Annotated in this window: 20 protein-coding genes, 1 tRNA gene and 3 rRNA genes; 15 read left to right on the forward strand and 9 right to left on the reverse strand. The window is 65.8% G+C overall.

The window, feature by feature from the left end; translation table 11 throughout:
* Positions 1 to 34: 34 nt before the first annotated feature.
* Complete coding sequence (locus DJ73_RS08740) at positions 35 to 1,801, forward strand: Cdc6/Cdc18 family protein (protein WP_094524132.1); 1,767 nt, start codon at positions 35 to 37, stop codon at positions 1,799 to 1,801.
* Positions 1,802 to 1,882: 81 nt separating this feature from the next.
* Here DJ73_RS08740 and DJ73_RS20275 read toward each other — a convergent pair whose 3' ends face one another.
* Entirely contained in the window at positions 1,883 to 2,998 is a 1,116-nt protein-coding gene (locus DJ73_RS20275; protein ID WP_254921624.1) for a S26 family signal peptidase, read from the reverse strand.
* A gap of 117 nt (positions 2,999 to 3,115) precedes the next feature.
* Here DJ73_RS20275 and DJ73_RS08750 point away from each other — a divergent pair, with 117 nt between their 5' ends.
* Entirely contained in the window at positions 3,116 to 4,822 is a 1,707-nt protein-coding gene (locus tag DJ73_RS08750) for a DNA-directed DNA polymerase II small subunit (RefSeq protein WP_094557791.1), read from the forward strand.
* A gap of 191 nt (positions 4,823 to 5,013) precedes the next feature.
* Here the strand turns inward: DJ73_RS08750 and DJ73_RS08755 are convergent, their stop codons facing one another.
* The 3 genes from DJ73_RS08755 to DJ73_RS08765 form a co-directional block, all read right to left on the reverse strand.
* Complete coding sequence (locus DJ73_RS08755; RefSeq protein WP_094557796.1) at positions 5,014 to 5,664, reverse strand: YigZ family protein; 651 nt, start codon at positions 5,662 to 5,664, stop codon at positions 5,014 to 5,016.
* Between the two features lie 235 nt (positions 5,665 to 5,899).
* Positions 5,900 to 6,505 carry a hypothetical protein gene (locus DJ73_RS08760; RefSeq protein WP_094524129.1) on the reverse strand — a complete coding sequence of 202 codons (606 nt, stop codon included), beginning with the start codon at positions 6,503 to 6,505 and terminating at the stop codon, positions 5,900 to 5,902.
* 66 nt (positions 6,506 to 6,571) lie between these two features.
* Positions 6,572 to 7,495: an MBL fold metallo-hydrolase gene (locus DJ73_RS08765; RefSeq protein WP_094526190.1), complete on the reverse strand. Its 924-nt coding sequence runs from the start codon at positions 7,493 to 7,495 to the stop codon at positions 6,572 to 6,574.
* 126 nt (positions 7,496 to 7,621) lie between these two features.
* Between DJ73_RS08765 and DJ73_RS08770 the strand changes: the two genes are divergently transcribed.
* Together DJ73_RS08770 and DJ73_RS08775 are read left to right on the forward strand one after the other, a co-directional pair.
* On the forward strand, positions 7,622 to 8,572 hold the full coding sequence (locus DJ73_RS08770; protein ID WP_094526194.1) for an NAD(P)H-binding protein: 951 nt from the start codon (positions 7,622 to 7,624) through the stop codon (positions 8,570 to 8,572).
* A complete protein-coding gene (locus DJ73_RS08775) occupies positions 8,569 to 9,237 on the forward strand; it encodes a hypothetical protein (RefSeq protein WP_094524126.1) in 669 nt (222 codons plus the stop codon). The genes DJ73_RS08770 and DJ73_RS08775 overlap by 4 nt, the downstream gene beginning before the upstream one ends.
* Positions 9,238 to 9,415: 178 nt before the next feature.
* Here the strand turns inward: DJ73_RS08775 and DJ73_RS20280 are convergent, their stop codons facing one another.
* Positions 9,416 to 9,583 (reverse strand): DUF5786 family protein, encoded by a 168-nt coding sequence (locus DJ73_RS20280; protein ID WP_170938337.1) that lies wholly within the window; start codon positions 9,581 to 9,583, stop codon positions 9,416 to 9,418.
* Positions 9,584 to 9,730: 147 nt separating this feature from the next.
* Here DJ73_RS20280 and DJ73_RS08780 point away from each other — a divergent pair, with 147 nt between their 5' ends.
* The gene (locus DJ73_RS08780) at positions 9,731 to 10,777 is read left to right on the forward strand and encodes a DUF5784 family protein (RefSeq protein ID WP_094557792.1); all 1,047 of its coding nucleotides are present in this window, start codon (positions 9,731 to 9,733) and stop codon (positions 10,775 to 10,777) included.
* A gap of 146 nt (positions 10,778 to 10,923) precedes the next feature.
* Here DJ73_RS08780 and DJ73_RS08785 read toward each other — a convergent pair whose 3' ends face one another.
* Positions 10,924 to 11,208, reverse strand: coding sequence for a DUF2795 domain-containing protein (locus tag DJ73_RS08785; RefSeq protein ID WP_094524133.1), 285 nt, complete (start codon positions 11,206 to 11,208; stop codon positions 10,924 to 10,926).
* 144 nt (positions 11,209 to 11,352) lie between these two features.
* Between DJ73_RS08785 and DJ73_RS08790 the strand changes: the two genes are divergently transcribed.
* The 3 genes from DJ73_RS08790 (at position 11,353) to hemB (ending at position 13,393) form a co-directional block, all read left to right on the forward strand.
* The gene (locus DJ73_RS08790) at positions 11,353 to 12,126 is read left to right on the forward strand and encodes a PHP domain-containing protein (protein WP_094557793.1); all 774 of its coding nucleotides are present in this window, start codon (positions 11,353 to 11,355) and stop codon (positions 12,124 to 12,126) included.
* Positions 12,127 to 12,151: 25 nt separating this feature from the next.
* The gene (locus DJ73_RS20285) at positions 12,152 to 12,316 is read left to right on the forward strand and encodes a DUF6757 family protein (RefSeq protein WP_170938336.1); all 165 of its coding nucleotides are present in this window, start codon (positions 12,152 to 12,154) and stop codon (positions 12,314 to 12,316) included.
* Between the two features lie 96 nt (positions 12,317 to 12,412).
* Entirely contained in the window at positions 12,413 to 13,393 is a 981-nt protein-coding gene (gene hemB / locus DJ73_RS08795; protein WP_094524123.1) for a porphobilinogen synthase, read from the forward strand.
* Positions 13,394 to 13,580: 187 nt separating this feature from the next.
* On the opposite strand, the gene DJ73_RS08800 is transcribed toward hemB, so the two are convergent.
* On the reverse strand, positions 13,581 to 13,823 hold the full coding sequence (locus DJ73_RS08800; RefSeq protein ID WP_094524122.1) for a ferredoxin: 243 nt from the start codon (positions 13,821 to 13,823) through the stop codon (positions 13,581 to 13,583).
* Positions 13,824 to 14,022: 199 nt separating this feature from the next.
* Here DJ73_RS08800 and DJ73_RS08805 point away from each other — a divergent pair, with 199 nt between their 5' ends.
* Together DJ73_RS08805 and DJ73_RS08810 are read left to right on the forward strand one after the other, a co-directional pair.
* Positions 14,023 to 14,277 (forward strand): hypothetical protein, encoded by a 255-nt coding sequence (locus tag DJ73_RS08805; protein ID WP_094524121.1) that lies wholly within the window; start codon positions 14,023 to 14,025, stop codon positions 14,275 to 14,277.
* An 82-nt stretch (positions 14,278 to 14,359) separates the two neighbouring features.
* Positions 14,360 to 17,038: a valine--tRNA ligase gene (locus DJ73_RS08810; RefSeq protein ID WP_094557794.1), complete on the forward strand. Its 2,679-nt coding sequence runs from the start codon at positions 14,360 to 14,362 to the stop codon at positions 17,036 to 17,038.
* Positions 17,039 to 17,066: 28 nt separating this feature from the next.
* On the opposite strand, the gene DJ73_RS08815 is transcribed toward DJ73_RS08810, so the two are convergent.
* Together DJ73_RS08815 and DJ73_RS08820 are read right to left on the reverse strand one after the other, a co-directional pair.
* A complete protein-coding gene (locus tag DJ73_RS08815) occupies positions 17,067 to 18,122 on the reverse strand; it encodes a quinone-dependent dihydroorotate dehydrogenase (protein ID WP_094524119.1) in 1,056 nt (351 codons plus the stop codon).
* Positions 18,123 to 18,255: 133 nt separating this feature from the next.
* Entirely contained in the window at positions 18,256 to 18,459 is a 204-nt protein-coding gene (locus DJ73_RS08820) for a hypothetical protein (RefSeq protein WP_092564125.1), read from the reverse strand.
* 326 nt (positions 18,460 to 18,785) lie between these two features.
* Here DJ73_RS08820 and DJ73_RS08825 point away from each other — a divergent pair, with 326 nt between their 5' ends.
* The 5 genes from DJ73_RS08825 (at position 18,786) to rrf (ending at position 24,696) form a co-directional block, all read left to right on the forward strand.
* Positions 18,786 to 19,115, forward strand: a complete 330-nt coding sequence (locus DJ73_RS08825) for a non-histone chromosomal MC1 family protein (RefSeq protein WP_094557795.1) — start codon at positions 18,786 to 18,788, stop codon at positions 19,113 to 19,115.
* A gap of 433 nt (positions 19,116 to 19,548) precedes the next feature.
* A 16S ribosomal RNA gene (locus tag DJ73_RS08830) occupies positions 19,549 to 21,018 on the forward strand.
* Positions 21,019 to 21,181: 163 nt separating this feature from the next.
* A tRNA-Ala gene (locus DJ73_RS08835) sits at positions 21,182 to 21,253 on the forward strand.
* A gap of 264 nt (positions 21,254 to 21,517) precedes the next feature.
* Positions 21,518 to 24,434 (forward strand): 23S ribosomal RNA (locus DJ73_RS08840).
* Positions 24,435 to 24,574: 140 nt separating this feature from the next.
* Positions 24,575 to 24,696: ribosomal RNA gene (rrf, locus tag DJ73_RS08845) — 5S ribosomal RNA — on the forward strand.
* Together the 16S, 23S and 5S rRNA genes with 1 tRNA gene alongside form the textbook arrangement of a ribosomal RNA operon.
* Positions 24,697 to 24,730: the final 34 nt, after the last annotated feature.

The following is a 24,730-nucleotide window of genomic DNA, read 5'->3' on the forward strand; positions in this document are numbered from 1 at the left end:
AGGGGTTCACATGGACGAAAACGGAGGGGTTCACATGGACGAAGGAGAGCACACACCACAGGCGGGCGAATCGGAGAACAGCGGCGGGGACATCGGCGACCCGTCCACGACAGACGAGGATCTCGACGACCCGCGTTCGAGTCCAGCGGACCCCGATCTCGACCCCGCCACTGAGGAACCCGATGGCTCGACCGAGCGTGCCGACCCTCCGAACGAGGATTCGAACGGTTCCCGACGCTCTTACTCCGACACCGACGTCGATGTGAACGCCGGCGCAGACGCCGATCCCGATGTCGGCGTCGACGTCGATACCGACGTTCCCGGCGACACCGACGTCGATGTCGGCAGCGGCGGCCGCGACCGCTCTTCTCCCGACGTCGATTTCGATGGGGTCGTCCTCGACGACGACGACGACGACAATCAGGGACTGTTCGACGACCTCCTCTCGGGCGAACCCATATTCGAGAACAAGGAGGTGCTTCGTCCCTCCTACACCCCGCATGAACTCCCCCACCGAAACGACCAGATCAACCGGATGGCGACTATCCTCGTCTCCGCGTTGCGCGGCGAAACCCCGTCGAACATCCTCATCTACGGCAAGACGGGAACCGGGAAGACGGCCTCGGCGAAGTTCGTCTCTCAGGAACTCGAATCGACGTCACAGAAGTACGACGTCCCCTGTGAAGTCGAGTACATCAACTGCGAGGTGACCGACACCCAGTATCGGGTCCTCGCGCAACTCGCCAACACGTTCATCGAGAAGAACCAGCAGGTCATCGCGAACCGACTCGACCGGTGTCGCGAGCTCCGTTCCGCCGCCGTCGACGACGTCGGATCGCTTTCCGGGACCGAGTTCGCTACCCTCGAAGCGCTCGACGCGCGGATCGCGGACCTCGAGGACGACGCCGACGAGATGGAGGAGGTCCCGATGACGGGATGGCCGACCGACCGCGTTTACTCCACGTTCTTCGAGGCGGTCGACTACCACGAGCGCGTCGTCGTCATCATGCTCGACGAGATCGACAAGCTCGTCGAAAAGAGCGGCGACGACACGCTGTATAACCTCTCGCGGATGAACTCCGAGCTCGAGAAGTCCCGGATCTCGATCATGGGCATCTCGAACGACCTGAAGTTCACCGACTTCCTCGATCCGCGGGTCAAGTCCAGCCTCGGCGAGGAGGAGATCGTCTTCCCGCCGTACGACGCCAACCAGCTCCGGGACATCCTCCAACACCGCGCCGACATCTCGTTCAAACAGGAGGCGCTCACCGACGACGTGATCCCGCTCTGCGCCGCGTTCGCCGCCCAGGAGCACGGCGACGCCCGCCGGGCCCTCGACCTCCTTCGAACCGCGGGAGAGCTCGCCGAGCGTTCGCAGGCCGAGATCGTCGCGGAGAAACACGTCCGGCAGGCGCAGGACAAGATCGAACTCGACCGGGTCGTCGAGGTCGTCCGGACGCTCCCGACGCAGAGCAAGATCGTCCTCTTCGCCGTGATCCTCTTGGAGAAGAACGGCGTCCACAACATCAACACCGGCGAGGTGTTCAACATCTACAAGCGCCTGTGCGAGGAGATCGACGCGGACGTGCTCACGCAGCGCCGCGTCACCGACCTCATCAGCGAACTCGACATGCTCGGGATCGTCAACGCCGTCGTCGTCTCGAAGGGCCGCTACGGGCGCACGAAAGAGATGGGCCTCTCGGTCCCCGTCGAGGAGACCGAGGCGGTGCTGCTGTCCGATTCCCGCCTCGGCGACATCGAGAACGCGCAGCCGTTCGTTCAGGCGCGGTTCGACAACTGACTCGCGCTCCCGCTATCGGCAGCGTCACTCGACCCGCCCGCGGATCTCGTTCGGCGGTCTTGGGCTCGGTTCCGATCCTTCTCACGCAGACGCGCTCGCGATCGACCCTCCACCCGAAACGACGGGGTCACCGACCGCCGCCCGCCCACCGACCGCATCGGACTCGGTAGCCGTCCCGCGCTCGTCGACCGCGCCGGGCTCCGCCGCGGCGGTCGTCGCGACCACGTCGCTCAGCTCCGCCTGACCGCTCGCGATCAGCCGCACGTATCCGAGATACGGGACGCGCACCCGCGCGACGCCGGTCAGCCACTCGGCCTTGACCGGCGCCGCGAGCCCGTTCGCCTGGTCGTACGCGGCGTTGTTGTCGCCGAGCGTGATGAACCCGTCGTGAGGGGCCGGGCAGTGGCGGAGGTCGGCGCACCCCGTCGCGCTGTGGTACTCGTCGTCGGCCCGGTCGTACCAGTTCTCCCCCTCCTCGACGTGAAACATCGCCCGGTGGATGATCGGCGAGGCGGTCCGTCCCGGCGGCCGGTATATCACCACCGACCCGTACGACCCGAACGTCCGGTAGTCGACGGTTCGGCCGTCCTCGTACGTCACCACCCCGACGTCGTTGTCCGCCTCGTCCGGCGCGAGCCGTCCGGGTTCCGTGACGAACACGAGGTCGCCCACCTCCATGTTGGGCTCCATGCTGCCGGACTCGACGGCCACCATCGGGGGCCACACGCCGCTGACTCCGAACAGGATCAACCCGATCACCAGCACGATCGCCACGCTGGAGAGCATCTCTCGAATCCACATCAGGACGCCTTCCCTGTCGTGCCGGAACCGATGGAGGAGGCTTTCCGTCTCGTTCCGTTCCGACCCGCCGCGACCTCGCTCCGCTCTCTCCTCGCGGTCCTCGATCCCGGGAAAATCGTGCCGTTCGGTCGACTCGTCTCGCTCGGACGCGTCGATCGGACCGGTCGTATCCGCCGGATCAGTCGGGTCAGACGCCTCGGCCGAATCGGTCGATTCGGACGGATCGACGGGATCAGTCGGATCGGACGAGTCGGCCGGATCGGCCGGGTCTCCCGCGTGGGCCGGACCGTCCGATTCCGGCTCGTCGCGCGGCCCTCGTTCCTCTCCGTCGTCGTCCGACGCTGCCCTTCGCTCGGCCGGATCGCCGTCGGTTCCCGGCCGATCCCCTTCGTCCATTACGTCCGGCTTGTCGGGTTTCGGTGATAAGCTTCCGGGTCACGGCTCTCGTCGGGTCGCGGGACGGCGGACCCGTCCTCCGGAACCGTTTTGAGTCGCACCCCCCTCTCGACTGTCGTGCCGCTGGAGTCGAACGCCCGGATCGTCAAGGAACTCGCCAGACGGGGCTACAACGCGGAGCGAGAGGCAGTCACCCTCCTGGCGAGCGCTCCCGACTCCGCAGCCGCCCTCGAATCGGCTGTCGACCGCGCACCCGACGACGCCCTCCGGATCACCGCCGACCACGTCCGCACGGCGGTCGGTTCCGACGACGTCGCCGATTCCGAGATCACGACCGGCGCCGATGCTGACCCTGGCGCCAACGCCGCCCCAGGCGCCAACGCTGACTCCGGCGCCGCCGCTGACTCCGGCGCCGCCGCTGACCGTCACGCCGCCGCTGACCGTCACGCCGCCGCTGACCGTCACGCCGACGCTGACCCCGGCGCCGACTCCGGAGCCCCGACCGGCTCGAACCCTGACTCAGCCCTTGATACGGGCCGATCTCCAGTCGAAACGGAGGGGTCCGGGGATGACGTTCGCACCGATTCGACCGACGGGCGCTCCGACCGCGACGCGGACCGCAGAGAGCTGGAGGTCGGCAACGACATGACGGGACGGAGCACCGGTACCGGCGAGTACGCCGACTTCGTCCGGACGTTTCGCGACCGGTACGAGCGTCTCTCGAAGGTCCTTCGGGGTCGCGTCAACCACCGGCCCGCCGAGGCGATCGCGGACATGCCCGGCGGCAGCGACGCCGCGATGATCGGGCTCGTCAACGATATCCGCTCGACGAAGTCCGGCCACTGGCTCGTCGAACTGGAGGACACCACCGGGACGTTCCCCGCGCTGGTGATGAAAGACAAGGGGCTCGCCGACGTCGTCGACGAGATCCTGATGGACGAGTGCGTCGCCGTCGAGGGGACGCTCGCTGACGACTCCGGAATCTTATTCGCCGACTCGCTGCACTTCCCGGACGTTCCCCGTACCCACAGAACCGGGGCGGCCGACCGCCACGTCCAGGCCGCGCTGATCTCCGACGTCCACGTCGGCAGCGACGAGTTCATGGCCGACGCCTGGCACCGCTTCACCGACTGGCTCCACACGCCCGAGGCCGAGCCGGTCGAGTACATCCTTCTCGCCGGCGACATGGTCGAGGGGGTCGGCGTCTATCCCGATCAGGACGAGGAGCTGGAGATCGTCGACATCTACGATCAGTACGAGGCGTTCTCGGAGCACCTCAAGGAGGTGCCGGCGGACACCGAGGTCGTGATGATCCCGGGGAACCACGACGCGGTCAGGCTCGCCGAGCCCCAGCCCGGGTTCAACGACGAGATCCGCGACATCATGGACGTCCACGACGCGCAGATCGTCTCGAACCCGGCCACCGTCAGCGTCGAAGGCGTCGACGTACTGATGTACCACGGCGTCTCGCTCGACGAGGTGATCGCGGAGCTCCCCGAGGAGAAGGCGAGCTACGACGAGCCGCACAAGGCGATGTACCAACTGCTGAAGAAGCGCCACGTCGCCCCGCAGTTCGGCGGCCACACCCGCGTCGCCCCGGAGGAGCGCGACTACCTCGTCATCGAGAACGTCCCCGACGTGTTCCACACCGGGCACGTCCACAAGCTCGGCTGGGGGAAGTACCACAACGTCCTCGCCGTCAACTCCGGCTGCTGGCAGGCGCAGACCGACTTTCAGAAATCCGTCAACATCGACCCCGACGCCGGCTACGCGCCGATCCTCGACCTCGACACCCTAGAGATGACCGTTCGAAAGTTCTCGTAGCCGTCGCTGCCTCCGTATCGGGTCCGACCGGTCGACGGCTGAAGTCGGATACCGCCGCCACACCCGCCCGTGACGTGACCGTCGCCCGCGGCGCACTGGGCGGGAGCGCGACGCACCGCCGCGGGGCCGTTCCGTTTCGACTCCGTCGCCCGTTCGCCATTCGAACCCTCCTCGCCCGCCGACTCCGCGGTCTACCGGTCGATCTCGACCCGACCGCTCGTCGCGCTGTTGAGCCGTTCGACCAGTTCGTCGACCTCGGCCACCGGAACGCGGGGTTCGAACCGCACGCGTTCTTCGTAGTCGGCGTCGAACGCGACGCCGGAGGACTCGATCACGCCCCGAACGGTCCCCGAGTCGTCGTACCCCGTCTCCACGACCAGCCGCCGGTGCGGCCGCTCCTCGACGACCCCGGCCGCGTCGACGCCTTCCTTCACCGCCCGCGAGTAGGCTCGCGCGAGCCCCCCGACCCCGAGGTTCGTCCCGCCGTAGTAGCGGGTCACCACGGCGACGACGTTGCGGATCTCGCGCTGCTGGAGCACGTTGAGCGCCGGCTTCCCGGCCGACCCGGAGGGCTCCCCGTCGTCGGAGGAGTACTCCCGGAGCATGGGCTCGCGCCCGGGCGTCCGCTCGGACGCCTCGCCCGCGGGCACCCGGTACGCCGGCACGTTGTGGGTCGCGTCGCCGTACTCCGCTCCGACGCGCTCGATGAACTCCTCGGCCTCCTCGACCGTGTCCACCGGGGCGACGTGGCCGAGGAACTCCGAGCCCCGGACCTCGAACGTCGCCGTCGCGGGCTCCGNNGTCGCGACCGCGACGGCGACCGTGAACGCCCCGCCGAGCAGGAACACGTAGGGGCGCGGATCGCCCTGACCGCCCAGCCGCGGCCACGCCCACAGCAGGTGGACCGCGGCGCTCAGCACCGCGGCCTGCACCGCGACCGCCCGAACGACCCGTTTCCTCGGGGCGTCGCGGGCGTCGTACCCGCCGGGGTTCGAGGGGTCGGCGGAAGGACCGTCGTCCGGTTCCGGCTCCGGCGCCGATCCGGTCTCTCCCTCCGACGTCGACGCGCTCATCGGCTCACTCCCACGGGCGGTTCCCGGGGGCGTCCGGCCACAGCGGGTACCAGTACGACTCGTCGTCCTCCAAGCCGAGCTCCCCGTCGAGGACGGACTGGAGCTTGAACTCGACCTGCTGGTTCCGGTCGCTCGTCCCCTTCGGCGAGAACGGGTAGTACGCGCCGCGCCGGAACGAGTAGATCCAGTAGGCGTCGACGTCGCCGCGCTCGAAGCCGAAGACGGCGGCGAGCAGTCTGGACCCGAACCCCTCCTCGATGAACTGATCGGCCGCGAAGTGGACGCTCGTCACGAGGTCCTCCGGGTCGTCGTCCTCGAGGACGAACCACTGGTAGCCGTGGTCGTCCTCGTGGCGGTGGAACCCCGTCCCCGTCTCGATCTCGCCGGCCTCCAGGATGGCCTCGACGGTCTCGACGGCGTCGTCGAAGCGAGTGCTATCCACGCCGGAGAAACACAGCGCGGCCTCCCCGCAGTGGTCGTAGCCGAGGTCCGCCTCCATCGTCATGTACGCGGTCGACATCCCGAAGAGGTCCTCTGGGTCGGCCTCGCGGGTCGCGTCCGTCTCGGCGCTCGTCCCGAGCACGGCGCGGATCGTGTCGAAGATGCCCATTGATGAGTCGGACCTAGGCGACGCGGGGTTTAGGCAGTTTCCGTCGGGAGCGCCACGCCGCTGGGGTCACTCCCCCTCGTTCTCCGCGACGTAGTCGAGGTACCCGAGGACGCCCCGAACGTTCAGACTCGCGTTGGCGCGGGCGCGCTCCGGGTTCCAGAACTCGACGTCTCGCTCCGCCGCCGCCTCGAAGTGCTCGACGACCGCGTCGTCGTCGCCGAGTTCCTCGCGCTTCTCGCGGATCGCCTCCACCCACTCCACGTACGCGCGCTTGATCTCGCCGGTCAGCTTCGGCTCGTATTTGCGGGGGCCGAAGTGCCCGAAACAGAGGACGTCCGGTTCGAGCCCCTCTATCGTCCGGACGTCGGCGAGGCACTGGTCGAGGTCGAACTGCGGGGGGGGCGTCGTCGGCTCGATCCCGTCGACCGCGGGGACGTAGATCCCGGCCGCGTCGGCGGTAAAGACGACGTCGGCGTCGGGGTCGTGATAGATCGCGTGGTGGGGCGCGTGCCCCGGCGCCTCGTGAACGACCAGCTCGCGGTCCCCGAGGTCGATCCGGTCGCCCTCCGCGAGCCCCGAGATCCGGCCTTCGGGAACCGGCTCGGGGTCGTCGTAGTACCGCCACTGGTCTTCCACCGCGGACTTCGTCCCGGCGACGAGCGCCTCCGGGTCGACGAGGTGTCGCACTCCCTTCTCCGGCACGACGACCTCCGCGCTCGGGTAGCGCTCGGCGAGGTGACCCGCCCCGCCGGCGTGGTCGAGATGGGCGTGGGTCGGCAGGATCCACGCGAGCTCCTCGCGACCGATCCCGACCTCGGCTATCGTCTCGTACAGCGCCTCGCGGTTCGCGCCGGTGCCGGTGTCGATCACGATCGGGCGATCGGCGTCGTACACGTACACGGCCCCGTACTCGTCGGTGTCGAACATCCCGGTGTCGTGGACGTACAGGTCCGGTACCCCACGAACCGGCTCGTACTCGCCTGCGTGCATGTCCCAACGAGCACCGCGCGGGCCCTTCTAGGGATCGGTCCCGGCGACCGAGGGGCCCGCCGCCCCCGAACCCGGACGCGAATCGCCGTGACCGGTGCTTATAGTCCTCCCGCCCGAGTGATCGGTATGCGCGTGCTCGTCACCGGCGCCACGGGATTCGTCGGTACCAGGCTCGTCCCGACGCTCCTCGACCGCGGCCACGACGTCGTCGCCCTGGTCCGCGACGCCGACGGCTACGCTCCGCCCCCCGGGGTCCACGTCGTCGAGGGCGACCTCCTGGAGCCCGACACCCTCCCGCCGGCGTTCGAGATCGACGGCGACCCGGTCGACGCCGCCTACTACCTCGTCCACTCCATGGACGGCGGTCCCGGCTACGAGGAACGCGACCGCAACTGCGCGACCAACTTCGTCGAGGCGGCGTCGGCCGCGGGCGTCGACCGCGTGATCTACCTCGGCGGCCTCGGGGAGGACCGCGAAGAGCTCTCCGAACACCTCCGATCCCGCCGCGAGGTGGAGCGGATCCTCGAGACGGGCAACCCGGCGCTGACCACCTTGCGGGCGGCCATCATTATCGGTGCCGGGAGCGCGAGCTTCGATGTCATCCACGGGCTCGCGAGCCGGCTCCCGGTGATGACGACGCCGAAGTGGGTCGACACGCTCTGTCAGCCGATCGCGATCGACGACGTCGTCGGCTACCTCACCGGCGTCCTCGAAGCCCCGGAAACGCGAGACGACACGTTCGAGATCGGGGGGCCAGACGTCTTGACTTACGCCGAGATACTCCGCCGAACCCGCCGACAGCTCGGGCACAGGCTGTGGATCATCCGCGTGCCGGTGTTGAGCCCGGAGCTATCGGCGAAGTGGCTCCGACTGGTGACCGACGTGAACCCCTACCTGGCTCGCTCGCTCGTCGAGGGACTCCGCAACACCGTGATCGTCGAGGACGACCGGATTCGCGACCTCGTGCCGATCGAACAGACGCCCTTCGAGGTCGCCGTCGCGAGGGCGATCGACCGCCCCCGCCGCGGCGACCCGACCGAAGCGGTCTCGGCGACCGACGTCGAGGTCGAACCGTGAGCCGGAACTACGGCGAGACGTGGGTGTACGAGAGCCTCGTCGGCGGGATTCCCGGCCTGGGGATCTCCCGTACGCTCGCCGTCGCGATCCAGTTCCTCCTGTTTCAGATCGGCGTCCTCGCGCTCGGCTGGTACTACGGGCTGTGGGACGCGGTCCTCGCGGGGACGGTGGCCGTCCTCGTCGCGGCGATCGGAAGCGTCGAGATGCACCGGCTCGGCGCCGCTAACCGCCGCCTCTCGACGCCTCCCGAGCACAAGCGGCTGCTGTTCGGGTCGAGTATCGAGATCGTTCTCGGCGTGCTCGCGTTCATCGCGCTGCTCACGTACGTGATCGCGTGGGACGGGACGCTGATCGAGCGCCTGTTCGGTCCCAACCCGCCGATCCCGGTGGTGTACCTCACCCTGTTGATCCTGTGGGACCTCACCTACCGGATCGGTACGTCGTGGTGGAGCGCGGTCGTCGCCCTCTGGCGGGCGGTGAACGTCGATCTCTCCCCGAGCGAGGCCTCGCGGGTCAGGCGTCTCGACGCGGAGAACATCGGATTCTCGGCGCTCCAACTGGTGCTCGTCCCGTTCCTGCTCGAGGAACCGATCCTGCTCGGCGCCGTCGTCGGTCACGTCCTCGCGGTCGCGATCGTCTGCTCGGCCGCGATCGCGTTGACCTGACCGATCGGTCCCCTCCGAGAGCCGCCGCGCTCACGGATTTCGGTCTCGGAGGCGCTCGGCCTCGCTACTCGTCGGTCCCGCCGCTCGCCGGTTCCGCCGCTCGTCGGCTCGCTACTCCGCGGTCATTGGTTCAGAAGGAAGTCGACGGATCCGCAGAAACGCGGTCCGAGTCGCCGTCTCACTCGCCCTGCAGCTCCTGGAACTTGTCGAGGAGTGCCTCCGCGGAGTCGCCGGAGTCGTACGTGAGCGATCCGGAGTACTCCGGCCGCTCGGCGTCGAAGTCGGCGTCGACTTCGCTGGTCTTCTTCTCGCGACGCTCGTGTTCGGCCTCGTCATAGGCACCCATTGACATGGTACACCATACCTTAGATATAATCGTTGATATATGTGTCGGTGAATTGTCTGTTCATCGAAACGATAACGACGACGCGGCCGGGCGGCGTCGCATTCGCGCCACCGGAAGCGATTAGACCCGGCGACCGGTAGCACCGCCGTGGCACAACCGCTCCGATTCAGGCGCGCTCCCGGTCGGTGGAGCGCCGACCGGGTCCGCTCGCAGCTCGAGCGGCCGCTCGACGACAACCTCGGAGCGACCGCGAGCGACCCGTGGTTCAGCCCTCCGCCCGGGTACGACGCGCGGCGGTTCGACATGGACGACGGCTCGTTCGCCCTGTTCTGCTGGACCGACGACGACGGCGACCCGCCCGCGGGGGCGAGCGGCGGCCCGACCGGATACTGGATCGGCAACACCGAGACGCCCAGCGAGCTGTGGCGCACGGACAAGTACGCCTTCGACGAGGTCCCGTACCCGGTCTCGCGGTGGGTCCAGCGGGAGCTGCTCGCGGCGCTGCACGACGACGAGCCGTGGCTCGCGGCGTACCCGCACGTCTCGTGGTACTTCCTCCCCGTGTTCTGCTCGAAGGACGGCGCGGAGACGACGCGGGCGTTCTTCCGCGACCACGCGGCCGGGTTCCCGGACGCGACGCGCGAAGAGGGAACCGGGTTCGTCGAGGAGACGCTCCGGCCGGGAATCCTCGACGACTACCGCGAGACGATGGCGGGCAAGCTGGGCACGTCGGCGTCCCTCGACCTCGTGCGGATGAGCGCGACGATGGCGGAGTTCACCGCGGCGCGGATCCTCAGCGAGTCCGGCTACGACGTGACCCCCGAGATCGAGGTGACGACCGGACACTCGCTCGACTTCCGCGCGACCGATCCGGACACCGGGCGCTCGTTTCTCGTCGAGGTGACGCGGCCGCAGCCCGCCTCGAACCGGTCCGCGAGCGGCCCCGTCGCGGCGGTCCGCGACACCGCCGAGACGAAGACGAGCGGCCAGCTAGAGGCGCACGGCGGGGGCGTCACGCTGCTCGTCGACTGCACCTCGTTCCCCGCGGACGACTGGGCCGCGGTCCGGGGCGCCGAGCCGGACGTCCGGCACCGCCCGGCGGTCGTCCTTCGTGCGCGCCCGAACGGGCGCGTGGAGGGATACAGGAAGGGATCGGTGCCGATCGACCTGTCGCCGGCGATCGACTGGGTGTAGCGTCGGCTGGTGTGGCGTCGGATCGTCTCCGTCACGCGCCGCACACCCGCCACGCGCCGGACACGATGTGAACGTCACCGTCGGCGACGCTCGCGGCGCTGGCGACGCGGCAGCGGCGGAAAAATGACCCCGGTCTGCGGCCCCGTTCAGAACGAGACCGGCGACGGCCCGTCCTCGGCGTCGGTCGTCGGGTCGCGGTCCGAGTAGAACCGGCGACCGACTCCGCGGTGACAGACACCGGCGCGGAGCGTGGTGAACACGTCTTCCGCGTCGTCGAACGTCTGCTCTCCGAACCGCTCTAGCACGTCACCGAGACGCTCGGATCCCTCCGCGAGCTCTACGGTCGCGTTCCCGTGGGCCGCGATCAGTTCCTCCGAGGTCGTCGGATATTGGTGCCGTTCGAGTCGGTCGTCGACGCCGTTCAAGCGCATCATCAGGTGGAAATCCCCGATGGTTCTTAATGATTGTCCATGCACAACCTTAGTCGAGGATATCTAATTATATTTCCTTATATTGGTGTGCGTTCACAGGCGACTATCGTCGGCGCTTAGTACGGGGGTCGACGAACGGGACTCATGGACACGGACCGGATCGTCGCCGACCTCCACGCGCACACCACCGTCTCGGACGGCACCATGACGGTCGCGGAGCTCGCGGCGACCGCCGCTGACGCGGGCCTCGACTGCGTCGCCGTCACCGACCACGACCGGGTCCACCCCGACCTCGACGCGCCCGTCGTCGAGCGCGAGGGGCTCCTCGTCGTTCGAGGGATCGAACTGCGCGTCGACGCCGGCTTCGAGCGGCTCGATCTGCTCGGGTACGCGGTCGACCGCACCGCGGCGCTGTCGGTCCGCCTGCAGCCGATCGGTCTCGGCGTCGAGCCTCGCCCCGGCCTCGGGCGACCGCACATCGCCCGCGCCATCGAGGAGTCGGCGGCCCCGTACGACTACGCGGGCGCCTTCGACGAGCTGATCGGGAACGACGGGCCCTGCTACGTCGCCCGCGAGGTGACCGGGCTGGAGCGCGGCGTCGAGCTCCTCCGGGACGCGTGTGCGTTCGTCGGGCTCGCGCACCCCTTCCGGTACGACGACGTCGACGCCGCGCTCGACGTCGCCCGCGAGCTGGACGCGGTGGAGCGGTTCTACCCGTACGGCCGCCCGGTCGACGACGCGCGGGTCGAGCGGGTCGCCGCGGAGAGCGACCTCCTCCTGACGGGCGGGAGCGACGCTCACAAGCGGACCCTCGCCGAGGCGGGGCTGACCGCGGAGGCGTTCGAGCCCGTCCGCGACCGGCTGCCCGACCCGCCCGCGAAGGGGACCGGATCCCTCCCGATCGACGAACAAGATTAAGCCCAACGCCGATAGAGTAGCGACTATGCGGTGTCACTACTGCGACCGAGAGGCCACGTACGAGGCCGAGCAGAGCGGCGTGGTCGTCGGCCTCTGCGAGGAGCACTTCAAGGAACGCGTCGAGGAGCTCGCGGAGTCGGACGAGCTCGCGTCGCTCCGCGACCGGATCGACGTCGAGTCGTCGGAGTAGAGCCCCTCCTCGTCGTCTTCGGCCGACCTCCCGCACCTCCCGCGTCGACTCGCCGCGGACGGATCATAAAAGACCGCCCGGAGCCAACGCTCCGGTATGCACCCCACCGACCGGCCGCGGCGGCTCCGGACCGACGGCGTCCGTCCGCTCGTCAGCGAGCACTCGCTGTCTGCGTCGGACCTCGTCGCGCCCGTCTTCGTCGACGCGACGACCGACGAGCGCGTCCCGATCGAGACGATGCCGGGCCACGAGCGCGTCCCCGTGAGCGAGGCCGTCGACCGCGTCGAGGAAGTCCGCGAGACTGGCGTCGAGGCCGTGATCCTCTTCGGGGTCCCCGAGTCGAAGGACCCGGAGGGAAGTCGGGCGTACGCCGAAGACGGGGTCGTCCAGCGCGCGATCCGCCGTATCGCCGCCGAGACCGACGCCTACGTCATCGGTGACGTCTGCCTCTGCGAGTACACCGACCACGGCCACTGCGGGGTGATCGAGGCGGCGGCGGAGACGGATCCGACGCTCACCGTAAAGAACGACGAGACGCTGGAACTGCTCGCGGAGACCGCCGTCTCGCAGGCCGACGCGGGCGCGGACATGGTCGCGCCCTCCGCGATGACGGACGGGCAGGTGCGGGCGATCCGCGAGGCGCTCGACAGGGCCGGCCACGAGGACGTGGCGATCATGAGCTACGCCGTCAAGTACGAGTCGTCGTTCTACGGCCCCTTCCGCGACGCGGCCGACGGGGCGCCCGCCTTCGGCGACCGCCGCCACTACCAGATGGACCCCGCGAACCGCCGCGAGGCGCTCCGCGAGGCCCGGATCGACGCTGAGGAGGGCGCGGACGTGCTGATGGTGAAACCCGGGCTCCCGTACCTCGATGTCGTCGCCGACCTCCGGCGGGAGTTCGAACACCCCGTCGCCGCGTACAACGTCTCCGGCGAGTACGCGATGCTACACGCCGCCGCCGAGAAGGGGTGGCTCGATCTGGAGGCGACCGCCCACGAGTCGCTGCTGTCGCTCAAGCGCGCGGGCGCCGACCTGATCGTCACGTACTTCGCCGAGGACCTGGCTGATCGCTTATAAACCGAAGCGGACGGAGATCGGCGCCCTTAGCGATTGTTCATCTCGGTGCGTGCCTCGGGGCGCCCTGATAAGGGTACGAGGAGCCCAACGAGATGCGCGAGTCCTCGCGACTGGAGGGTTTTGGAGGTGTTCGCCGTCGATCTACCAGTAGCGATTCATAAGTGATCGATCGAGAACCCGCGGTCGTTCACACCACCTGCTCGCCGTCGTCGTCGTACACCTCGATGGCGTCGACCGGGCAGACCCGCGCCGCGAACTTCGCGTCGAACTCCTCGCCGTCGGGCACCTCGACCACGAACACGTCCTCCTCCTCTTCTTCGCTCCCCCGCAGGTCGGCTTTCCCGTCGTTCAGGTTCTTCTCGAAGGCGTCCCACTCGGCGACGCACTGATACATCCCGACGCAGGTGTCGCGGTCGAACTTCACGCGCATGCCTCCCACTTCGGCGACGCGGTACAAAGCGCTGGCGACGAGCGGCGTGGCCCGCTGCCGAGTCGAATTCGAAGCAAATCACCGGTAACTGCCCCTTTGAGTCTCCCCGACCGCGACCGCTCTCCGAAATCGATTTTCGCCGCCGATTTCTCACAGCCCGACCGTCCTTTTTAAGCCTCGCAGGCACCCATCGCCGCGTATGACTACGGTCTGGCTCGTCGACCGGCAGTTCGACTCGAAGGGGCTCGTGCGGCTCACTTACGCCACTGAGGACGGCGAGCGGATGCACACGAAGGAACTCGCCGAACAGCGGCTCGTCACGGGCGACGGGATCACCGCCGGCCGCGAGGTCGACGAGAGCGCGCTCGGGGAGAGCCCCGACGAAGAGGCCGAGCGGTTCGCCGCGGAGGCCTCGCGGATGGCCGCCGAGCACGACCTCGACGACGTGGTGTGAGTCCCGAGGCGGGCGACGCGGCGTAGCGCGCGCCCCTACAACCGAGGCCGTTAAGGGGGAACCGCGGGAAGGTGAGCGTGAAATGCCCAGTGGTGAGTACGACCCCGAGACCGTCGAGCCGCGGTGGCAGCGGCGATGGGTCGACGAGGAGACGTACGCCTACCCCGACGACGACCCGGTCGACCCGAACACCGTCTTCTCCATCGACACCCCCCCGCCGACGGTATCGGGGAGCCTCCACATGGGTCACCTGTACGGGTTCACCCTCCAGGACTTCGTCGCGCGCTTCGAGCGCATGAACGGCGGCGAGACGTTCTTCCCGTTCGGCTACGACGACAACGGCATCGCCTCCGAGCGGCTGACCGAGGACGAACTCGACATCCGCCATCAAGACTTCGAGCGCCGCGAGTTCCAGGCGAAGTGCCGCGAGGTCTGTGCTGACTACGAGGAGCAGTTCACCGAGAACGTCCAGTCGCTCGGCGTCTCCGTCGACTGGGACCACACCTACCAGACGATCGAGCCGCGCGTCCAGCGCGTCTCCCAGCTGTCGTTCGTCGACCTGTACGACCAGGGCCGCGAGTACCGCGAGAAGGCCCCCGCGATCTGGTGTCCCGAGTGCGAGACCGCGATCTCGCAGGTCGAGACGGAGGACGACGAGCAGGCCAGCCACTTCAACGACATCGCCTTCCCCGTGGCCGGGGATGACGGGACCGCCGACGGCCCCGAGGAGTTCGTCATCTCGACGACGCGACCCGAGCTCCTCCCGGCCTGCGTCGCGGTCTTCGTCCACCCCGACGACGAGGCGAATCAGAACCTCGTCGGCGGGTCCGCCGAGGTCCCGCTGTTCGGCCACGAAGTTCCGATCATCGCCGACGAGCGCGTCGACATGGAGACCGGCTCCGGCATCGTGATGTGCTGTACGTTCGGCGACCAGAACGACATCGAGTGGTACCAGGTCCACGATCTGGACCTCCGCGTCGCCATCGACGAGTCCGGCCACATGACCGACGTCGCCGAGGGGTACGAGGGGATGCACTCCTCGAAGGCCGCCGAGGCCATCGTCGAGGACCTCGACGAGGCGGGCGCGCTGCTCGACCGCCGCGACATCACGCACACCGTCAACGTCCACGAGCGCTGCGGGACGAGCGTCGAGTTCCTCGTCACCGAACAGTGGTACATCGAGATGCTCGACAAGACCGACGAGTACCTCGAGATCGGGCGGGAGATGGAGTGGTCCCCCGAAAAGATGTTCACCCGGTACGAGCACTGGGTCGAGGGGCTCCAGTGGGACTGGCTCATCTCTCGCCAGCGCTCCTCAGGCATTCCGTTCCCGGTGTGGTACTGCGAGGACTGCGGCGAGGTCGTCGTCGCCGAGAAGGCCGACCTCCCCGTCGACCCCCTCTCGGACGATCCGCCGGTCGACGCCTGCCCCGAGTGCGGGCACGACGCGTTCGAACCCGAGGACGACGTGCTCGACACGTGGGCCACCTCCAGCCTGACGCCGCTGATCAACGCCGGCTGGGACTGGGACGAGGAGGCCGAGGAGTTCACCATGGAGCACCCGGAGCTGTACCGGTTCGACCTCCGGCCGCAGGGCCACGACATCATCAGTTTCTGGCTGTTCCACACGCTGGTGAAGTGCTACGAGCACACCGGCGAGGTCCCGTTCGAGGAGACGATGATCAACGGTCACGTCCTCGACGAGAACCGCGAGAAGATGTCGAAGTCCGTCGGCAACGTCGTCGAGCCCGAGGAAGTGCTCGCGGAGTTCCCCGTCGACGCCACGCGCTACTGGGCCGCCGGCACCGCCGTCGGCGACGACTTCCCGTTCAAGCAGAAGGACCTCCGCGCGGGCGAGAAGCTGATCCGGAAGCTGTGGAACGCCTCGAAGCTCGTCGAGTCGCTGGCGCCGGAGCCGTACCCGGACGCGCCGGCCGACGAGGAACTCCGCGAGCTCGACCGCTGGCTGCTCGCCGAGCTCGACGACCGGGTCGAGCGGCTCACCGAGCTGTTCGAGGACCGCGCGTTCTCGAAGGCCCGCGACGAGCTCCGGAGCTTCTTCTGGAACACGTTCTGCGACGACTACCTCGAGATCGCCAAGCAGCGCGAGGACGCCGCCGTGGCGTACACCCTCAGGACGGCGCACCGCCGGTTCCTGAAGCTGTTCGCGCCCCTGCTCGCGCACGTGACGGAGGAGCTCTGGCACGACATGTACGCGGACGGAGCGAGCGACCCCGACGCGGTCGACGCGCCGATCGCCGACGGCGCGCGCGACTCGATCCACCTCGCCGACTGGCCCGAGCCGCTCGGCTTGGAAGCGGACCACGAGGCCGGCGCGGCGGCCACGGCCGTCGTCGGCGTCCTCCGGAAGTACAAGAGCGAGAACCAGCTCCCGCTGAACGCGGAGCTCGACGCCGTCGAGGTGTACGCGGACGTTCGCGGTTTCGAGGACGACATCACGGGCGTGATGCACGTCGCCGACCTGACGGTCCACCCCGACGAGGACGCACCGGTCGAGACGGTGATCACCGGGATCGACCTCGACTACGCGACCGTGGGCCCCAAGTACGGGAACCAAGTCGGCGACATCGAGGCCGCCGTCGCGCGGGAGGAGTACGAGATCGACGGCGACGAGCTCCGCGTCGCCGGCGTCACGCTCGTCGGCGACGAGTTCTCGATCGAGGAAGAGCGACAGTACCGAGGCGACGGAGAGCTGCTCGAGGCCGACGACGTCGTCGTCATCGTCCGCGCCGAGGCGTAAGCCGACCGCCGCCCGTCGACACCGTCTTCTACAGGTCCGCCCCGACCGCGTCGTCGACTGAGTCGAAGCCGTCTCGGTCGAGCAGTTCGAGCAGTCCCTCGTTGATGTCGCGGGCGAGGCTCGGTCCCTCGTACACGAGTCCCGTGTACAGCTGCACGAGCGAGGCCCCGGCGCGTATCTTCTCGTACGCCCCCGCCGCGTCAGCGACCCCGCCGACCCCGATCACGGGGACGTCGGTTCGCTCGGCGACGAACCGGATCCGGTCGGTGGCGAGGTCCTCGATGGGTTTCCCGGAGAGGCCGCCGCGTTCGGCGCGGTTCGGGCTCTCCAACGATTCCGGCCGGGAGGTCGTGGTGTTGGTCGCGATGACCCCGTCGAGACCGAGGTCGTCGACGACCCCGAGTGCGTCCCCGACCGCGGGCTCCGGCAGGTCCGGCGAGAGCTTCACGAGGAGGGGACTCGCGCCCGCGTCCGCGAGCCCGCCGAGTATCTCCTCTAACGCCTCGCGGTTCTGCAGCTCCCGAAGCCCGGGCGTGTTCGGACTCGAGACGTTGACGACGAAGTAGTCGCCCGCGTCCGCGACGCGCTCGTACGTGTACAGGTAGTCGTCCGGCGCGTCCGCGAGCGGCGTCGACTTCGACTTCCCGATGTTGATCCCGACCGGCACGTCGGGCATCGGATCCCGGTCGAGCCGGGCGCCCACGGCGTCCGCGCCCTCGTTGTTGAATCCCATCCGGTTTATGAGCGCCTCGTCTTCGCGGAGTCGGAACAGTCGCGGCCGCGGGTTCCCCGGCTGTCGCTCGGCCGTCACGCCGCCGACCTCGACGTGGCCGAACCCGAGCGACGCGAGCGCGCGCGGCACCTCCGCGTTCTTGTCGAACCCGGCGGCCACGCCGATCGGGTTCGGAAACGAGTTTCCGAACGCCTCGACCCGCAGCCGCGGGTCGTCGACGACGTACCGCTCGCGCAGTGCGGTCTCGACCGGAGTCCCCTGTACAGTCCGCAACAACCGGTGTGTCATCCCGTGTGCCGTCTCCGCCGGCAGACCGAATAGGGCCGGCTTCAACAGGTCGTACGCGCCCATCGTTTCCACCTCGTTACGAGCGGGCATCAATCCGCCGACCGACGGGCGGTCGCCCGCGCGTCGCACGCCGGCGTCGCGGTCGCTCGCGGCGGCGAGTCGGCGGCCCGGGCGAAGGCCGAAAACGAGATCCGGTTCAGAAGTCGTGCTCGAGTTGCTCGGGATTTGAATCTGCCTTCTGGATGATTATCTTCCCGTCTCGGACCCGCACGAACACCTCGTCGCCGATCTCCATGCCGGCGACGGCGAGCTCGTCCTCGTGGAGATTCACGTGGACGTTGTGGTACTCCCCCTCGTCGTCCTTGGCGCCACTGGGGCTGAGCTTCTTTTTACGGACCATCGCGGTTGTACTGGTCGCACTTCGCCATAGCAGACACATAAGTGTTGTTTACCCGAATCCGCACTCCACGGGCCCACCGGGCGGTCCGAGACCCTCATTCGGTGCCCTCGGTTCGCTCTTTCGTCGCCTCGCAGTCGCCCGCGCCAGCCGCGCACGGACGGTCGGTTTGTGTTACCCTTCGTCCCGCCGTTCAGAATCGTTCGATTTTGACCGGCTAAAACCGCTAGCCCGGACGGAGTTAATATAAAAATCTTTTGCCGATCAGCTTTCATTTACCCGATATATTTATTACACACTGTGTGTTGGATTCGCATGGAGCACAAACCATGGTACGTGAAGACGGTAAGCGAAACTTCGCCCTTCGAGAGGAAGACGGATCGGAACCGAGCGAGTTCTCTGGGAACATGCCCCGTCAGGCCGCGCTCAAAGCGGCCCGAACGCTCGAGCCGGCTCCCTCCGAGGAGGAGGCGGAGCGAACCACGCTCCGTCTCCGTGAGAAAGGCACAAAAAAGGTCCACGAGTACGAGGGCTGGGCCTGGAAGGATAGCGCCCCCGAGGTCGACGAGGCGGACGACGAATTCTGGCTCAACGACCTCAACGACATCACGAAGGCCAACGTCTCGAAGCAAGGAATTGAGTACATCGACGAGGAGTAACCGCCGGGGCCGTTCGACCTTTTTTGATACCGTCTCGCGTAGCTGTGGGTTCGTTCACAGTTCCCCGGCATGAAACCGCATGACGTGGCGTCGATGCTTCGACGGGGTTAAATACAACCCGGGCATCGTGACTAATGCGAAGAACGCATCCGCGAACTCGGGCCGTTCAACTCGGCCCGGTTTCGCTGGACTTGGAACGCTTCGATGGGTTTATGTCCCCTCGAAGGGTACAATCAAGTCCGCGAAGATGAGGATTTCGCCCCCTGCGCTCCGGCGTAAGAGGAAATCTGATGTGAGCCGTGGTAGTTCGGTGTCATCCAGATCGCTGGCTGACCCGGACACCACATAGACCATGCAATGGTGTTTTGACTCATCGCGAGTCAAAACCCGCCAACACCCCCTCCGAGCCGGGAACCAGGTTCGGAGGTTATACATTCCGGTTGATCCTGCCGGAGGCCATTGCTATTGGGATTCGATTTAGCCATGCTAGTCGCACGAGTTCAGACTCGTGGCGAATAGCTCAGTAACACGTGGCCAAACTACCCTTCGGACTACAATACCCTCGGGAAACTGAGGCTAATAGTAGATACCACAGTCCACCTGGAATGAGGACTGTGCTAAATGCTCCGGCGCCGAAGGATGTGGCTGCGGCCGATTAGGTAGACGGTGGGGTAACGGCCCACCGTGCCAATAATCGGTACGGGTCATGAGAGTGAGAACCCGGAGACGGAATCTGAGACAAGATTCCGGGCCCTACGGGGCGCAGCAGGCGCGAAACCTTTACACTGCACGACAGTGCGATAAGGGAATCCCAAGTGCGTAGGCATAGAGCCTACGCTTTTGTCCACCGTAGGGAGGTGGACGAATAAGGGCTGGGCAAGACCGGTGCCAGCCGCCGCGGTAATACCGGCAGCCCGAGTGATGGCCGATCTTATTGGGCCTAAAGCGTCCGTAGCTGGCCGCACAAGTCCATCGGAAAATCCACCCGCTCAACGGGTGGGCGTCCGGTGGAAACTGTGTGGCTTGGGACCGGAAGGCGCGACGGGTACGTCCGGGGTAGGAGTGAAATCCTGTAATCCTGGACGGACCGCCGATGGCGAAAGCACGTCGCGAGAACGGATCCGACAGTGAGGGACGAAAGCTAGGGTCTCGAACCGGATTAGATACCCGGGTAGTCCTAGCCGTAAACAATGCCTGCTAGGTGTGGCTCCCACTACGAGTGGGTGCTGTGCCGTAGGGAAGCCGCTAAGCAGGCCGCCTGGGAAGTACGTCCGCAAGGATGAAACTTAAAGGAATTGGCGGGGGAGCACTACAACCGGAGGAGCCTGCGGTTTAATTGGACTCAACGCCGGACATCTCACCAGCATCGACTGTAATAATGACGATCAGGTTGATGACCTTATCCGAGTTTCAGAGAGGAGGTGCATGGCCGCCGTCAGCTCGTACCGTGAGGCGTCCTGTTAAGTCAGGCAACGAGCGAGACCCGCATCCTTACTTGCCAGCAGCACTGCGAAGTGGCTGGGGACAGTAGGGAGACCGCCGTGGCCAACACGGAGGAAGGAACGGGCAACGGTAGGTCAGTATGCCCCGAATGTGCTGGGCAACACGCGGGCTACAATGGTCGAGACAAAGGGTTCCTACTCCGAAAGGAGACGGTAATCTCAGAAACTCGATCGTAGTTCGGATTGTGGGCTGCAACTCGCCCACATGAAGCTGGATTCGGTAGTAATCGCGTGTCATAAGCGCGCGGTGAATACGTCCCTGCTCCTTGCACACACCGCCCGTCAAAGCACCCGAGTGAGGTCCGGATGAGGCTCGTTTCACGAGTCGAATCTGGGCTTCGCAAGGGGGCTTAAGTCGTAACAAGGTAGCCGTAGGGGAATCTGCGGCTGGATCACCTCCACAGACCCGAGACTCGCCCTCTGGGCGAGCTCACCTTTCGACCGTCTCTCAAGACGGTCACTACTCATGCATGGTCACGTGTCCGTTCACCCACCGATCTGGACACCGACGAACTACCACGGTTCACACATCACAAGCGCAGAGCCTTCCCACCGAGGGAAGGTGGGCTCATAGCTCAGCGGTAGAGTGCCTCCCTTGCAAGGAGGATGCCCTGGGTTCGAATCCCAGTGAGTCCATGTCCCCCAGCGTGAATCCGTCCCCTTAAGTGGGAGACGCGATTCCGTTGGGTTACGACGACCGATGCACCATCCCGGGAAACCGCGGATGGGAAGGGTTCGACGAACTCCCCGCCAGGGAGATTCGATGACGACCGTGTATACGTGCGATCCAGACGTCCACTGAACTCATACGAGTTCGTGGAACGTCAGTGAACCATATACAGTCGGGTGACACTATGTCACTTGACACCGTTGGAGGTTCCTTCCGGAACCGTCCAACAACACTACTGGCTACTGTGCCAGCTGGTGAATGGCTCGGCTCGAGAGCCGACGAAGGACGTGCCAAGCTGCGAAAAGCTCGTGGGACCCGCATGGAGGGAAAGAACACGAGATTTCCGAATCGGAATCCGTTTACAATTGCTTTGCGCAATAGGGAACTCCCTGAATTGAAACATCTCAGTAAGGGAAGGAAAAGAACGCAACCGCGATGTCGTCAGTAACCGCGAGTGAACGCGACACAGCCCAAACCGAAGGTCTTCGGACCAATGTGGTGTTCGGGTTGACAACCAAAACGCGACCCACTCTCAGAAGTCTCCTGGAACGGAGCGTGAAACAGGGTGACAACCCCGTACGAGAGTGCAGTACCGTTGGCGTCAATACCAGAGTAGCAGGGGTCGGATATCCTCTGTGAACAACTCAGGCATCCCCTGAGAAGGCTAAACACTCCTCGAGACCGATAGCGAACAAGTAGCGTGAGCGAACGCTGAAAAGCACCCCGAGAAGGGCGGTGCAATAGGGCCTGAAATCAGCTGGCGATCGAGCGACAGGGCGTACAAGGCGTCTCTCAAAACGACCGAGAAGCGATTCTCTAGTAGGAAGAGAGACGAGCCGACGTCGTGTCGTGCGTTTTGAAAAACGACCCAGGGAGTGCACTTGATTGGCAAGTCTAACTCGTGAACCGAGGAAGGCGCAGGGAAACCGATACGGCCGCAGCACATACGTGCGAGGGCCACCGTGTTCAAGCGCGGGGAGTCAATTGGGTGCGACCCGAAACCAGGCGATCTATACGCAGGCAGGGTGAAGCGTGGCGAAAGCCACGTGGAGGCCCGTTAGAGGTGGTATTCTACAATATCCTCTCGTGATCTGCGCATAGGGGTGAAAGGCCCATCGAGCCTGGCAACAGCTGGTTCCAACCGAAACATGTCGAAGCATGACCTCTTCCGAGGTAGCCCGCGGGGTAGAGCTACCGATTGGATGACCCGCCTCCGAGAGGAGTCGGCCATCCTGTCAAACTCCAAACCCGCAGGCGCTGTAGACGAAGGGAGTCCGGTGTGCGGGGTAAGCCTGTGCACCATGAGGGGAACAACCCAGAGCCGGGTTAAGGTCCCAAAGTGTAGATTAAGTGCGATTCGAAGGTGGTCTCAAGCCCTAAACAGCCGGGAGGTGAGCTTAGAAGCAGCTACCCTCTAAGAAAAGCGTAACAGCTTACCGGCCGAGGTTTGAGGCGCCCAAAATGATCGGGGCTCAAATCTACCACCGAGACCTGGCCGTGCCCGTCACAGGGCAACCGCGTAGGTTGGCGTTCTGTTCGGATGGAAGCCCGGGCGAGAGCTCGCGTGGACCGTTCAGAAACGACAATCCTGGTCACAGTAGCAGCGATAGTCGGGTGAGAACCTCGACGGCCTGATGAGCAAGGGTTCCTCGGCACTGCCACTCAGCCGAGGGTCAGCCGGTCCTAAGATGCACCGCAACTCGACTGCATCAACGGGAAACTGGTTAATATTCCAGTGCCATCGTGCAGTAAACGTCGACGCCGTGTGGAACGCTGAGCCGGGCCTTCGCCCGGTCGAATTATGGAAACTCGTGGAAGCCGTCACGGCACGAAGCGAGCGAACCGTGAGATAGCGCAAGTCAGCCGTACATAGGGCCCGTGAAAAGACAAGCACGATGTCCGTACCGAGATCCGACACAGGTGCTCTGGCAGCGAAAGCCACGGCCTGTCGGGAGAACCGACGTTAGGGAATTCGGCAAGTTAGTCCCGTACCTTCGGAAGAAGGGATGCCTGCTCTCTACGGAGCAGGTCGCAGTGACTCGGGCGCTCCGACTGTCTAATAACAACACAGGTGACCGCAAATCCGCAAGGACTCGTACGGTCACTGAATCCTGCCCAGTGCGGGTATCTGAACACCTCGTACAAGAGGACGAAGGACCCGTCAACGGCGGGGGTAACTATGACCCTCTTAAGGTAGCGTAGTACCTTGCCGCTTCAGTAGCGGCTTGCATGAATGGATAAACGAGAGCGCCACTGTCCCAACGTTGGACCCGGTGAACTGTACGTTCCAGTGCGGAGTCTGGAGACCCCCAAGGGGAAGCGAAGACCCTATAGAGCTTTACTGCAGGCTGTCGCTGAGACGTGGTCGCCGATGTGCAGCATAGGTAGGAGACATTACACAGGTACCCGCGCCAGCGGGTCACCGAGTCAGCATTGAAATACTACCCGTCGGTGACTGCGACTCTCACTCCGGGAGGAGTACACCGGTAGCCGGGCAGTTTGACTGGGGCGGTACGCGCTCGAAAAGATATCGAGCGCGCCCGAAGATCATCTCAGCCGGGTCGGGAATCCGGCGAAGAGCGCAAGAGCACAAGATGGTCTGACAGTGTCATTCCCAACGAGTGACGCTGACGCGAAAGCGTGGTCTAGCGAACCTACGAGGCTCCGGAATGGGGCCCGTAGATGACAGAAAAGCTACCTTAGGGATAACAGAGTCGTCACCCGCAAGAGCACATATCGACCGGGTGGCTTGCTACCTCGATGTCGGTTCCCTCCATCCTGCCCGTGCAGAAGCGGGCAAGGGTGAGGTTGTTCGCCTATTAAAGGAGGTCGTGAGCTGGGTTTAGACCGTCGTGAGACAGGTCGGCTGCTATCTATTGGGGGTGTCAAGGTACTTGACGTGAACGAACGTATAGTACGAGAGGAACTACGTTTGGTCGCCACTGGTGTACCGGTTGTGTGAGAACGCAATGCCGGGTAGCCACGCGACACGGGGTAAGAGCTGAACGCATCTAAGCTCGAAACCCACATGGAAAAGAAGTACCGTTGAGGTCACTCGTAGAAGACGAGTTCGATAGACTCGGGATGTACGCACCGAGGCAACGAGGTGTTGAGTCCACGAGCACTAACAGACCGAAGCCACAATCATACGGCACTGACACCACACTCGCATGAGTTCAGGCGGTAACTGGATCGCACGTATACACGGTCGGCCGATCGCGAGATCGGAACCACCGACACAGGCGTCTCTCAGCGGAGAGGCTCGGTTCGAATCCGAGCGTCGGCGTAAAGGCGGCCAGAGCGGTGGGGGAACACCCGTACCCATTCCGAACACGGAAGTTAAGCCCACCAGCGTACCGGGAAGTACTGGAGTGAGCGATCCTCTGGGAACCGCGGTTCGCCGCCTGCCCATTCATAGGGGCAATTGCCCCACACGATTTTTT

Origin of the sequence: Halorubrum sp. Ea1, assembly GCF_002252965.1 — an archaeon.
In the GTDB taxonomy this organism is placed as follows: domain Archaea; phylum Halobacteriota; class Halobacteria; order Halobacteriales; family Haloferacaceae; genus Halorubrum.